Origin of the sequence: Bradyrhizobium sp. TM102 (assembly GCF_009176685.1) — a bacterium.
GTDB classification, from domain to species: Bacteria; Pseudomonadota; Alphaproteobacteria; order Rhizobiales; family Xanthobacteraceae; genus Bradyrhizobium; species Bradyrhizobium ottawaense.
Genome location: NZ_AP021855.1, coordinates 5,941,835 through 5,954,334, shown reverse-complemented (window position 1 = coordinate 5,954,334; position 12,500 = coordinate 5,941,835). Strand labels below are relative to the sequence as shown.

Annotated in this window: 10 protein-coding genes; all 10 read left to right on the top strand. The window is 64.3% G+C overall.

The window, feature by feature from the left end; genetic code table 11:
• Positions 1-50 precede the first annotated feature (50 nt).
• A complete protein-coding gene (locus tag GDN70_RS28215; RefSeq protein ID WP_095426383.1) occupies positions 51-1,370 on the top strand; it encodes a CmpA/NrtA family ABC transporter substrate-binding protein in 1,320 nt (439 codons plus the stop codon).
• A 60-nt stretch (positions 1,371-1,430) separates the two neighbouring features.
• A complete protein-coding gene (gene ntrB / locus GDN70_RS28210) occupies positions 1,431-2,327 on the top strand; it encodes a nitrate ABC transporter permease (protein ID WP_028144313.1) in 897 nt (298 codons plus the stop codon).
• 13 nt (positions 2,328-2,340) lie between these two features.
• The gene (locus GDN70_RS28205) at positions 2,341-3,135 is read left to right on the top strand and encodes an ABC transporter ATP-binding protein (protein ID WP_028144312.1); all 795 of its coding nucleotides are present in this window, start codon (positions 2,341-2,343) and stop codon (positions 3,133-3,135) included.
• Positions 3,136-3,471: 336 nt separating this feature from the next.
• Positions 3,472-4,851: an MFS transporter gene (locus GDN70_RS28200; RefSeq protein WP_028144311.1), complete on the top strand. Its 1,380-nt coding sequence runs from the start codon at positions 3,472-3,474 to the stop codon at positions 4,849-4,851.
• Positions 4,852-4,973: 122 nt separating this feature from the next.
• Positions 4,974-5,402: a globin family protein gene (locus GDN70_RS28195; protein WP_028144310.1), complete on the top strand. Its 429-nt coding sequence runs from the start codon at positions 4,974-4,976 to the stop codon at positions 5,400-5,402.
• A 10-nt stretch (positions 5,403-5,412) separates the two neighbouring features.
• Positions 5,413-6,630: an NAD(P)/FAD-dependent oxidoreductase gene (locus tag GDN70_RS28190; RefSeq protein WP_081494327.1), complete on the top strand. Its 1,218-nt coding sequence runs from the start codon at positions 5,413-5,415 to the stop codon at positions 6,628-6,630.
• Between the two features lie 28 nt (positions 6,631-6,658).
• Positions 6,659-9,364, top strand: a complete 2,706-nt coding sequence (locus GDN70_RS28185) for a nitrate reductase (protein ID WP_038971854.1) — start codon at positions 6,659-6,661, stop codon at positions 9,362-9,364.
• A 238-nt stretch (positions 9,365-9,602) separates the two neighbouring features.
• Positions 9,603-10,499, top strand: coding sequence for an SMP-30/gluconolactonase/LRE family protein (locus GDN70_RS28180; protein ID WP_095426380.1), 897 nt, complete (start codon positions 9,603-9,605; stop codon positions 10,497-10,499).
• An 8-nt stretch (positions 10,500-10,507) separates the two neighbouring features.
• The gene (locus GDN70_RS28175) at positions 10,508-11,347 is read left to right on the top strand and encodes an aldo/keto reductase (protein WP_028144307.1); all 840 of its coding nucleotides are present in this window, start codon (positions 10,508-10,510) and stop codon (positions 11,345-11,347) included.
• Positions 11,348-11,533: 186 nt separating this feature from the next.
• Positions 11,534-12,475: a DMT family transporter gene (locus tag GDN70_RS28170; protein WP_028144306.1), complete on the top strand. Its 942-nt coding sequence runs from the start codon at positions 11,534-11,536 to the stop codon at positions 12,473-12,475.
• The last annotated feature ends 25 nt before the right edge of the window (positions 12,476-12,500 follow it).

Genomic DNA, 12,500 nt, shown 5'->3' with positions numbered 1-12,500 from the left:
GCTCGTGTGCACTGACGCCATCAATTCTGCAACGACGCAAAGGACGACATATGACCAAGCGCACCCGCAGGCCCTCGGACAATGGGCTCAGCCGCCGCCAATTGTTGAAGGCCGCAGGCTCTACCGCCGCACTTCTCGCCGCCGCCAAACTGAATTTTCCCGCCGGCGCCTTCGCGCAGGACGCTGGCCCCGAGGTCAAGGGCGCCAAGCTCGGCTTCATCGCGCTCTCCGATGCCGGCCCGCTCTTCGTCGCCAAGGACAAGGGTCTGTTCGCCAAATACGGCATGCCCGACGTCGACGTGCAGAAGCAGGCCTCTTGGGGCACCACGCGCGACAATCTCGTGCTCGGCTCCGAGGGCAACGGCATCGACGGCGCGCATATCCTCACCCCGATGCCGTATCTGATCTCGGCCGGTAAGGTGACGCAGAACAACCAGCCGACGCCGATGTACATCCTGGCCCGGCTCAATCTCGATGCGCAGTGCATCTCGGTCGCCAAGGAATATGCCGACCTCAAGGTCGGCGTCGATGCCTCGCTGCTGAAGGCGGCATTCGAGAAGAAGAAGGCCGAGGGCAAGTCGGCCAAGGTCGCGATGACCTTTCCCGGCGGCACGCATGACCTCTGGGTTCGCTACTGGCTCGCCGCCGGCGGCATCGATCCGGACAAGGATGTCGAGACCATCACCGTGCCGCCTCCGCAGATGGTGGCCAACATGAAGGTCGGCACCATGGATGCGTTCTGTGTCGGTGAGCCCTGGCCCGGGCAGCTGGTGCACCAGGGCATCGGCTATACCGCCGTCAACACCGGCGAGATCTGGAGCAAGCATCCCGAAAAGTCACTCGGCATGCGCGCGGCCTGGGTCGACAAGAACCCGAAGGCTGCGAAAGCGATCCTGATGGCGGTGATGGAAGCCCAGCAATGGGCCGACAAGATGGAGAACAAGGAGGAGCTCGCCACCATCATGGCCAAGCGCCAGTGGATCAACTGCCCGGTCGAGGACATCGCCGATCGCGCCAAGGGCAAGTTCGATTACGGCCTTTCCGGCAAGGTGGTCGAGAACTCGCCGCACATCATGAAGTACTGGCGCGACCATGCCTCCTATCCATTCCAGAGCCACGACCTCTGGTTCATGACGGAGGACATTCGCTGGGGCAAATACGAGGCCGGCTTCGACAGCAAGGCGCTCATCGCCAAGGTCAACCGCGAGGACATGTGGAAGGATGCGGCCAAGACACTCGGCGTCGCGAGCTCCGACATCCCGACATCCACCTCGCGCGGCAAGGAGACCTTCTTCGACGGCAAGGTGTTCGATCCCGAAAATCCGGCAGCCTATCTGAAGTCGCTCGCGATCAAGCGCGTCGAAGTCTGATGGAGCCAGCGGCCGCCCATGGGCGGCCGCATCGTCCTTTGCAGCCGGAGAGATATTGCGATGAATATGCCTGCCACGAAGATTGAGGTCGAGACCGCGTCGCCTGCGGCCGTTGCCGCACCGGTCGTCGCGCTGACACCGAAGCGCCCGCCGCGCGCTGAAGCCTATGCGCGGATGGCGCGAGAAACTGCCGTGCGCGTGATCCCGCCGCTGGTCGTGATCGCGCTTTTGACGCTGGTGTGGGAGCTGGTCTGCCGTCGCGCCGGCTCGGCGCTGCCGCCGCCGTCACGTGTGTTCAAGGACACGAAGGAGCTGATCCTCGATCCGTTCTTCGACCATGGCGGCATCGACAAGGGCCTGTTCTGGCATCTCTCCGCCAGTCTCCAGCGCGTCGCCTTCGGCTATTCGCTCTCGGCGATCGCCGGCATCGCGCTCGGCGTGCTGGTGGGGCAGTCGGTCTGGGCGATGCGCGGGCTCGATCCGCTGTTCCAGGTGCTCCGCACCATTCCGCCGCTGGCCTGGCTCCCGCTGTCGCTCGCGGCCTTCCGCGACGGCCAGCCTTCGGCGATCTTCGTCATATTCATCACCTCGATCTGGCCGATCATCATCAATACCGCGGTCGGCATCCGCAACATCCCGCAAGATTATCGCAACGTCGCCGCGGTGGTGCAGCTCAACCCGCTCGAGTTCTTCGCCAAGATCATGATCCCGGCGGCGGCGCCTTACATCTTCACGGGCCTGCGCATCGGCATCGGGCTGTCCTGGCTCGCCATCATCGCCGCGGAAATGCTGATCGGCGGCGTCGGCATTGGCTTCTTCATCTGGGACGCATGGAACTCCTCGCATATCAGCGAGATCATCCTGGCGCTGTTCTATGTCGGCATCGTCGGCTTCGTGCTGGACCGCCTGATCGCGGGTCTCGGCAAGTTCGTCACCCGCGGCACCGCGCTGAACTGAGAGGAGAGGGCACATGACCGCTTATCTGAAGCTCGACCACATCGACAAGGTCTTTACCCGCGGTGCCGCCACCACGGAGGTGCTGAAGGAGATCAATCTCACGATCGAGAAGGGTCAATACGTCTCGATCATCGGCCATTCCGGCTGCGGTAAGTCGACCCTGCTCAACATCATCGCGGGGCTGACCAACGCCACCACCGGCGGGGTGCTGCTGGAAAACCGCGAGGTCAACTCGCCGGGGCCGGACCGCGCCGTGGTGTTCCAGAACCACAGCCTGTTGCCGTGGCTGACCGTCTACGAGAACGTCAGGCTCGGCGTCGACAAGGTCTTTGCCAGGACCAAGTCCCGCGCCGAGCGCGACGCCTGGGTCATGCACAATCTCAATCTCGTGCAGATGGCCCATGCCAAGGACAAGCGTCCTTCCGAAATCTCCGGCGGCATGAAACAGCGCGTCGGCATTGCGCGGGCGCTGGCGATGGAGCCGAAGGTGCTGCTGCTGGATGAGCCGTTCGGCGCGCTCGACGCGCTGACCCGCGCTCACTTGCAGGACTCGGTGATGGCGCTGCATCAGAAGCTCGGCAACACCATTTTAATGATCACTCACGACGTCGACGAGGCCGTGCTGCTGTCCGACCGCATCGTGATGATGACCAATGGGCCGAGCGCGCGGATCGGCGAGGTGCTGGAGGTGCCGCTGGTGCGCCCGCGCAAGCGGCTCGAGCTGGCCACCAACACCACCTATCTGAAGTGCCGCCAGCGCGTGCTCGAATTCCTCTACGAGCGTCATCGCTTCGTCGAGGCCGCGTAACGAAGAGTTAACGCAAGCGGATGCCTGCGCACAAATAATCGACATCTAGCTCAATCCTTGTGCGTCGCACAAGGATTGAGCGAATCGCAAATTTAGCGTGCGGAAAAGCCCTGCCAGAATTTCTGGCAATGCGAATAACGTCCTGAAATCCCTGTATTTCCAGTGTGCGCGCAACTGGCACGGAAATTGAAATGTCTTTGCGCGACGCCAACGACGACGTCCCTCAACATCATCAATCAGCATCGTGAACTCGCCACCGGGGTGAAGCCTCGGAGCGCGCCTCCATGTGAGGCGGAGCCTGCAACGACGCAGCGGTGAGCCTGGAAGGGATACTCAATGACGAAGAATCCTACTTGGATTTCAGACTGGCGCCCCGAAGATGAGGCGTTCTGGAATGCGACCGGCAAGACGATCGCGCGACGCAACCTGATCTGGTCGATCGTGGCCGAGCATATCGGCTTCTCGGTCTGGCTGATCTGGAGCATCGTCACTACCAAGCTGCCGCAGGCAGGCTTTCACTACACCACCGACCAGCTGTTTCAGCTCATCGCTGTGCCGGGGCTCATCGGCGCCCTGATACGCTTTCCCTATACGTTCGCGGTCACGACGTTCGGCGGCCGCAACTGGACCATCTTCAGCGCGGCGATCCTGTTCATCCCGACCTTGTCGCTTGCCTATTTCGTGAGCCAGCCTGATACGCCGTTCTGGCTGATGCTGCTGATCGCCTCGACCGCAGGTCTCGGCGGCGGCAATTTCGCCTCCAGCATGACCAACATCTCCTTCTTCTTCCCTGACCGGATGAAGGGCTGGGCGCTCGGCTTGAATGCAGCCGGCGGCAATATCGGCGTCTCCAGCGTGCAGCTGCTGACCCCGATCCTGATGACGCTCGCCGTCTTCAACCTGTTCCAGGCAACCCCCGTCGACGGCATCTTCCTGCAGAATGCTGGCCTGATGTGGGTGCTGCCGATCGCGATCGCGGTGTTCGGTGCCGTGTTCTTCATGAACAATCTGACTACGGCGAAGTCGTCGGTGAAGAACCAGCTTGCGATCGTCAAGCGCAAGCACACCTGGATCATGGCGTATCTCTACATCGGTACGTTCGGCTCCTTCATCGGCTATTCGGCTGCGTTTCCGCTGCTGATCAAGACCCAGTTCCCGCAAATCACGATTGCGATCGCGTTCCTGGGGCCGTTGGTCGGCTCGCTGTCGCGTCCGCTCGGCGGCTGGCTCGCCGACAAGATCGGTGGCTCCATCATCACCTTCTGGAACTTCATCGTGATGGCAGGCGCAACGGTCGGCGTGCTCTACTTCGTCGGGCAAAAGGATTTCATCGGCTTCCTGTCGATGTTCCTGTTCCTGTTCGTGACGACGGGCATCGGCAACGGGTCGACCTATCGCATGATCCCCTCGATCTTCCGCGAAGAGAACCTGTTCAGGGTGCGCGGCAAGGGCGAGGCAGCGCGCGCGCTCGCGCTGAAGACGGCGAGCATCGAGAGCGGTGCAGCGGTGGGCTTCATCGGCGCGATCGGTGCCGTCGGCGGCTACCTGATCCCGACCGGTTTCGGCAAGTCGATCGCCCTGACCGGCGGCCCGCAGCTCGCGCTCGCGATCTATCTCGCCTTCTACGCCAGCTGCCTCGGCTTGACCTGGTGGTTCTACCTGCGTCGCGGCCCGCAGGGTGAGGGCGCCTCAAGCCTCGCCGAGGCGCGGGTCTGACACTTGGCACGAATGTCGCTTCTCCCCGTACGCGGGGAGAAGACTCTCTGATGACGTTTGACCCATGAACCTTGTTCGCAACGAAGCGCACCAAGGCAAACCGAAACAGACAGGAGAACCACATGACGCCCGAACAGATCACTCTCATCCAGCAGAGCTTCGCCAAGGTCGCGCCGATTTCGGAAGCTGCCTCCGTGTTGTTCTACGACCGCCTGTTCGAGGTGGCGCCGTCCGTGCGCGCGATGTTCCCTGAAGATATGACCGAGCAGCGCAAGAAGCTGATGGGGATGCTCGCCGCCGTCGTCAGCGGCCTGTCGAACCTGGAGACGGTTCTTCCCGCGGCATCCGCGCTCGCCAAGCGTCACGTCGCTTACGGCGCCACGGCCGAGCACTATCCCGTGGTCGGTGCGACCTTGCTGTGGACCCTGGAGAAGGGTCTTGGCGAGGCCTGGACGCCCGAATTGGCAAAGGCCTGGACCGACGCCTACGGCGTTCTGTCCGGCTTCATGATGTCCGAGGCCTACGGCGCGCAAGCGCAGGCCGCTGAATAGGAGATGCCTCGTGAGTGAACCGCTGGTCATCGTCGGTAACGGTATGGCGGCCGCGCGTCTGGTCGACGAGCTCGCCAAGACCTCGCTCGGCCGCTACGCGGTCGCGGTGATCGGCGAAGAGCCGCGGCTCGCTTACAATCGCGTGCTGCTCTCCTCCGTGCTGGCCGGCGAGACCGGCTCGCACGAGATCGAGCTGCGGCCGGCCGACTGGTGGCGCCATCGTGGCGTCACGGTCCGCTATGGCTATCGCGTCACCGAGATCGACACCGGCCGCCGCGAGCTCAAGATCGAGGGCGAGGAGAGCATGGAGTATTCCAAGCTCGTGCTCGCCACCGGATCGACGCCGCTGCGGCTCAATTTGCCGGGCGCCGATCTCGCCGGCGTGCACACTTTTCGCGATACGCGCGACGTCGACCTTTTGCTGACGCTGGCCGCTGCGAAGAAGCGTGTCGTCGTGGTTGGCGGTGGCCTGCTCGGACTTGAGGCAGCCTACGGCCTTGCCAAGGCCGGCGCGCCGGTAACGCTGCTGCATCTGATGGACCGGCTGATGGAGCGTCAGCTCGATGGGCCGGCCGCCGACCTGCTCAAGATGCTGGTCGAGCGCAAGGGCATCCGCATCCTGCTCAGTGCCTCGACCGCCCGCATCCATGGCGATGGCCATGTCGAGGCCGTCGAGCTTGCCGATGGCAGCCGCATCGAGGCCGACGCGGTGATCTTCGCCGCCGGCATCAAGCCGAACGTGGCGCTTGCCAAAGACGCCGGCATCGCGGTCAACCGCGGCATCGTCGTCAACGATTTGATGCAGACGGCATCGCCCGACATCTTCGCGCTCGGCGAATGCGCCGAGCATCGCGGCACCTGCTATGGCCTGGTCGAGCCCGCCTATGAGCAGGCGCGGGTGCTGGCACGGCATCTGGCCGGCCGGCCCGCCGCCTACCAGGGCAGCGTGGTCTCGACCAATTTGAAGGTCTCCGGCGTCAGCGTGTTCTCCGCCGGCGACTTCATGGGCGGGGAGGGCAGCGAGAGCCTGGTGCTGACCGACCGCAGGCGCGGCACCTACAAGAAGCTCGTGATCGCCGACGGCCGGCTCACCGGCGCGGTGCTGATCGGCGATACCGTCGATGCGCTCTGGTATCTCGAGCTGATCCGCAATCGCGACAAGGTGGCGGCGATCCGGACCGACATGATGTTTGGTCGCGCGTTCGCGCGTTCTCCCAAGGCGGCTTGATAGAGCCGGCGTGACAGGGCAGCTTGATATGACGGTGATCGATCCCACGCTTCGTGCCACCAAGACGACTTGTCCCTATTGCGGCGTCGGCTGCGGCGTGCTGGCGACGCCGGACGGCATGGGCGGGGCGGCGATCGCTGGCGATCCTGACCATCCCGCCAATTTCGGCCGGCTGTGCTCGAAAGGCTCAGCGCTCGGCGAGACCGTTGGCCTCGAAAGCCGTCTGCTCTATCCGATGATCCGCTGCAAGGGCGTGCTCGAGCGCGTCGCCTGGAGCGATGCGCTCGATCATGTCGCCCATCGCATGCAGCACATCGTGGCGCGAGATGGCGCCGATGCGGTCGCGTTCTATCTCTCCGGCCAGCTCCTCACCGAGGATTATTACGTCGCCAACAAGCTGATGAAGGGCTTTGTCGGCACGGCGAATGTCGATACCAACTCGCGGCTCTGCATGTCGTCCTCGGTCGCCGGCCATCGCCGCGCCTTTGGCGCCGACACAGTCCCCGGCTGCTACGAGGATCTCGATCAGGCCGATCTGCTGGTGTTCGTCGGCTCGAACGCGGCCTGGTGCCATCCGGTGCTGTTCCAGCGCATGCTGAAGAACCGCGGGGAGCGTGGCGCGCGCATGATCGTGATCGATCCGCGCCGCACCGACACTGCAAGCGATGTCGATCTGTTCCTCGGTCTCAAGCCCGGCACCGATACCGCGCTGTTCTCCGGCCTGTTTGTCCATCTCGCCGACAGCGGCGCGCTGGACCAGGACTACATCGCGCAGAACACGAGCGGTTTCGACGACGCCTTGGCGCGTGCGCGCAGCATCGCCGGCAGCGTCACTGCGACGGCGCTCGCGACGGGCCTCTCGGAGCAGGATGTCGCCACCTTCTTCAAGATGTTCCGCGACACGGACCGCGTCGTCACGCTGTATTCGCAGGGCGTCAATCAGTCGGCACAGGGCACCGACAAGGTCAACGCGATCCTGAACTGCCACCTGGCGACGGGACGCATCGGCAAGCCCGGCGCCTCGCCGTTCTCGCTCACGGGCCAGCCCAACGCGATGGGCGGCCGCGAGGTCGGCGGTCTCGCCAATATGCTTGCCGCGCATATGGGCTTCACGCCGCCCGACATCGATCGTGTCAGGCGGTTCTGGAAGGCACCGCGCATCGCCACCCATGAGGGGCTGAAGGCGGTGCAGCTGTTCGAGGCCATCCATCGCGGCGAGGTCAAGGCGCTCTGGGTGATGGGCACCAATCCCGCGGTGTCGCTGCCCGATGCGGACTTCGTGCGCGAGGCGTTGAAGAAGCTCGAGCTGTTCGTGGTGTCCGAGAACGTGCTCTCCAACGACACGGTCGATGCCGGTCCGCATGTGCTGCTGCCGGCGCTCGCCTGGGGCGAGAAGTCGGGCACCGTGACCAATTCCGAGCGCCGCATCTCGCGCCAGCGCTCGTTCCTGCCGGCGCCGGGCGAGGCGCGCCCCGATTGGTGGATCCTCAGCGAGACCGCCAAGCGCCTCGGCTTCGGCGACAGCTTCAACTACAAATCCGCCGCCGAGATCTTCCGAGAGCACGCCGCGCTCTCGGCGTTCGAGAACGAGGGCAGCCGCGATTTCGATATCGGCGCGCTGACCTCGCTGTCCGACGACGCCTTCGATGCCTTGAAGCCGGTGCAGTGGCCGGTGCGCGAAGGCGAGGCGTCGAGCGAGCGTTTCTTTGCGAAGGGCGGCTTCTTCACCAATGACGGCAAGGGCCGGTTCATTGCGCCGGAGGTGCCGTCGCTGCGCGGCGAGACCGGTGCCTCGCGCCCCCTCAGGCTCAACACCGGACGCATCCGCGACCAATGGCACACCATGACGCGCACGGGGCTCAGCCAGCGCCTGGGCGCGCATCTGCCGGAGCCCTTCGTCGAGATCCATCCTGATGATGCCGGCAAATACGGCATCGTTCACGACGGCTTTGCCCGCGTGACCACCGACTACGGTCAGTGCATCCTGAAGGTCGTCGTCAGTGACGGCACTCAGCGTGGCACATTGTTCGCGCCGATCCATTGGAGCGCAATGAATGCCTCGCATGGCCGCGTCGGAGCGCTGGTGCAGTCCTTCACCGATCCGTTCTCGGGGCAGCCGGAATCCAAGGCGACGCCGGCCGCGATCGCGCCTTATGAATTCGTCTTCCGCGGCTTTGCGCTGTCGCGGAAGCAGCTCGATCTGCCGCCGAACCTGTTGTGGACCCGCGTCACGGTCACCGGCGGCTTCGGCTATCTCTTCGCCGACAACGCCGACCTTTCGCGCTGGCCGGCCTGGCTCGAGAGCGTCGCCGGCGAGGACGTCGCCGACTATCGCGACTTCGGCGGCGGGGTCTATCGTGCGGCGTCGTTCGCGGGCGATCGCATCGAGACCTGCCTGTTCGTCGGCCCCGCGCATGATGCGGGCGACTGGGAGGTGGTGAAGAGCCTGTTCGTGGCCGACCTCGTCACCGACGATCAGCGCCGCATGCTGCTGTCAGGCAAGTCCGGCGAAGGCGCCGCCTCGACCGGGCCGGTCGTCTGCGCCTGCTTCGGCGTCGGCCGCGGCACCATCTGCGAGACCATCGCGGCCGGCGCGCGCTCGGCTGCCGAGATCGGCGCCAAGCTCAAGGCCGGCACCAATTGCGGCTCCTGCATTCCGGAACTGAAGCGCCTGATCGCAGCGACGGACACGGCGCCGGTGAAGCAGGCGAAGGTCGCGGGCGCGGTGGGGTAGGCCTCGTGCCTCGGACGCAGCGCAGCGCGTAGCGGTGCGCTGCAGAGCCGAGGCCCATCTAGAAGCGAGTGTTTGGCCTTTCTGGGTCCCGGCTCTGCGCAGCAGCGTTTCACGCTGCAGCGCGTCCGGGACGCGAGGGTGGCGTGGACGCAGCCATTCCCCCGGCCCAATCGACGCGCCCTCGATTGTGCCCTATGGTGCCGCGGCTTCCCCCTCAACACGCCCAAAAACAACAATGATGTACCTGGAAACGCCGCCGCGCCTGATCGAGACGAGGCTTTTCTCCGCGATGCCCGAAAAGTTCCGCCGCAAGGGCGTGCGGACCGATTGGGCTGACGCCAACCGGCCGAATGTGCCGACCGACAGCTTCATCGAAGGACCGTCTTTCGACAGCGACGGCAATCTCTACATCGTCGACATTCCCTTCGGCCGCATCTTTCGCATCGCGCCTGATGGCGAATGGTCGCTCGTGATCGAATATGAGGGTTGGCCGAACGGACTGAAGATCGCATCTGATGGGCGCATCCTGGTGGCCGACTACAGGCACGGCATCATGGAGCTCGACCCCAACGCCGGTCGCATCAAGCCCGTCCTGACCGCGCGCAATTCAGAATCTTTCCGCGGTTGCAACGACCTGCATCTTGCTTCCAACGGCGACATCTATTTCACCGATCAGGGCCAGACCGGCCTGCACGACCCCAGCGGTCGCGTGTATCGTCTCGCATCGAACGGCCGGCTCGATTGCCTGATCGACACCGGCATCAGCCCGAATGGCCTGGTGCTCGATCTCACCGAAACCGTACTGTTCGTCGCGATGACGCGCGACAACGCGGTGTGGCGGTTGCCGTTCATGAAGGACGGCAGTGTGTCCAAGGTTGGCCGCTTCTGCTCGCTGTTCGGCACCAGCGGTCCCGATGGCTTGACCATGGACGCCAGGGGTCGCCTGTTCGTCGGCCATGCTTCGCTCGGCCACGTCTTCGTGTTCGCGCCGAACGGCGAATTGCTTGCGCGGATCAAGTCGTGCGAGGGGCCGAATTGCACCAATGTGGCGATCGGTGGCGAAAGCGGGAATCGGCTCTATATCACGGAGTCGTCGACTGGCAGCGTGCTGGTTGCGGATATCGGCGGACTGTGAGCTCTAACATGAACACAAAATTCTTCGGCAAAGCCGGCGCCAAAGTCTCCGTCATCGGGCAGGGCACCTGGTATCTCGACCATGGCGACCGCAAGCGCGCGATTGCGGCGCTTCAGCGCGGGCTCGATCTCGGCATGACCCACATCGACACCGCCGAGATGTATGGCGATGCCGAGCTCGTCATTGCCGATGCGATCACGGGCCGCCGTGATGAAGTGTTCCTCGTCTCCAAGGTGTTGCCGAGCAACGCGTCGCGCCGCGGCACCATCACCGCCTGCGAGCGTTCGCTGAAGCGGCTCAAGACCGATCATCTCGATTGCTATCTCCTGCACTGGCGCGGTTCCTATCCGCTCGAAGACACCGTCGCCGCGTTCGAGGAGCTGGTGAAATCAGGCAAGATCAAATCCTGGGGCGTGTCCAATTTCGATGCCGATGATCTCGACGAAATTCTCGACGTCGCGGGCGAAGGTCGTATCGCCTGCAATCAGGTGCTCTATCATCTGAAGGAACGCGCGATCGAGCATGCGGTGATCCCGTGGTGCGAGCAGCATGGCGTCGCCGTCGTCGCCTACTCGCCGTTCGGTCACGACGATTTTCCGGATGCGCGCAGCAAGGGCGGTGCCGTGCTGGAGCGCATCGCAGAGGCGCGTCGCGTGACGCCGCGTCAGGTCGCGCTCAGCTTCCTCACCCGTGCGACTACGGTGTTCGCGATTCCGAAGGCCTCGTCCCCCGAACATGCCGGCGAGAATGCGGCGGCCGGTGATCTCGCGCTAACGAAAGACGAGATTACGGCGCTCGATGCGGCGTTTCCGCGCGGGCCGAAGCCGCGCAGCCTGCCCATGCTGTAATGCACAAACGCCCATTATTAACGGAGCATTGACGCGCGCGGCGGCCTGCGCATATCGGCATCCTGTTTTCGGAAGTTGTGAACGCGGCGCATTTGTCGTTTTTTACCACCGTTCTCGATCGCATTTTCCCGGGTTCCAGCCGTGACACCGCCGCCCGCCGCAGCCGCAAGGCTCGACAGTATCCCCATGCCCGTGCCGGAGAAGAAGCAGACGGCTCGCCGCGCGCCCGCGCGTGTCGACCATCCCTTCAAGGGCATTGCGCTGGTGCTGCTGTCGACGATCTTCCTCGGCTGCTCCGACGTCACCGCGAAATATCTGTCGACCAGCCTGCCGTCGATCGAGATCACCTGGATCCGCTTCGTCACGTTCGCGCTGATGTTCACGCCGGTGATGCTGCCGGGCTCTCCGCTCCATGCGATGCGCACCGAGCGGCTCGGCCTGCAACTGATGCGCGGTGCCGCGCTGCTCGGCTCCTCGCTGTTCTTCATCACCGGCCTGCGCTTCCTTCCCATCGCGGAAGCCTCCGCGACGGGCTTCGTCTCGCCGCTGTTCGTCACTGCGCTCTCGATCGTCTTCCTCAGCGAGACGGTGGGCATGCGACGCTGGATCGCGACCGCGATCGGCCTGACGGGCGTGCTGATCATCCTGCGGCCGGGCTCGAGCGCGTTTCACGCCGCCGCGTTCTTCCCGATCGTCTCTGCGTTCTGCTGGGCCGCCGCGCTGATCCTGACGCGGATGATGAGCGGGCGTGAAGCCGTGCTCACCACGATGGCGTATTCTGCGCTCACGGGCGTTGCGATCCTTTCCGTGATGGTGCCGTTCGTCTGGGTCACGCCGAGCTGGACCGCGATCGGGCTCGGCATCGTGATCGGCGTCGCCTCCACCGTCGGCCAGTGGATCATCGTGCTGGCCTATCGCTATGGCGATGCCTCGGTGCTGGCGCCGTTCTCCTACACCCAGTTGCTGTGGGTCAGCATTCTCGGCTTCTTCATCTTCGGCGAGGTCCCCGATCTCTGGACGGTCGTCGGCGCGGCCTTCATCGTCGCCAGCGGCCTCTACATCGCTCATCGCGAGCGTATCCGCCGCGCCCAGTTGCTGGTGCTGGAAGAGCGTTCCCCGAACCCCTGACGCAAGTTCGCGCGCCCTGTTACGT

Coding starts and splice junctions, on each gene's coding strand:
- ntrB (WP_028144313.1), top strand. CDS start 1,431: ATGAATATGCCTGCCACGAAGATTGAGGTCGAGACCGCGTCGCCTGCG.
- GDN70_RS28200 (WP_028144311.1), top strand. CDS start 3,472: ATGACGAAGAATCCTACTTGGATTTCAGACTGGCGCCCCGAAGATGAG.
- GDN70_RS28185 (WP_038971854.1), top strand. CDS start 6,659: ATGACGGTGATCGATCCCACGCTTCGTGCCACCAAGACGACTTGTCCC.
- GDN70_RS28195 (WP_028144310.1), top strand. CDS start 4,974: ATGACGCCCGAACAGATCACTCTCATCCAGCAGAGCTTCGCCAAGGTC.
- GDN70_RS28175 (WP_028144307.1), top strand. CDS start 10,508: ATGAACACAAAATTCTTCGGCAAAGCCGGCGCCAAAGTCTCCGTCATC.
- GDN70_RS28170 (WP_028144306.1), top strand. CDS start 11,534: ATGCCCGTGCCGGAGAAGAAGCAGACGGCTCGCCGCGCGCCCGCGCGT.
- GDN70_RS28180 (WP_095426380.1), top strand. CDS start 9,603: ATGTACCTGGAAACGCCGCCGCGCCTGATCGAGACGAGGCTTTTCTCC.
- GDN70_RS28215 (WP_095426383.1), top strand. CDS start 51: ATGACCAAGCGCACCCGCAGGCCCTCGGACAATGGGCTCAGCCGCCGC.
- GDN70_RS28205 (WP_028144312.1), top strand. CDS start 2,341: ATGACCGCTTATCTGAAGCTCGACCACATCGACAAGGTCTTTACCCGC.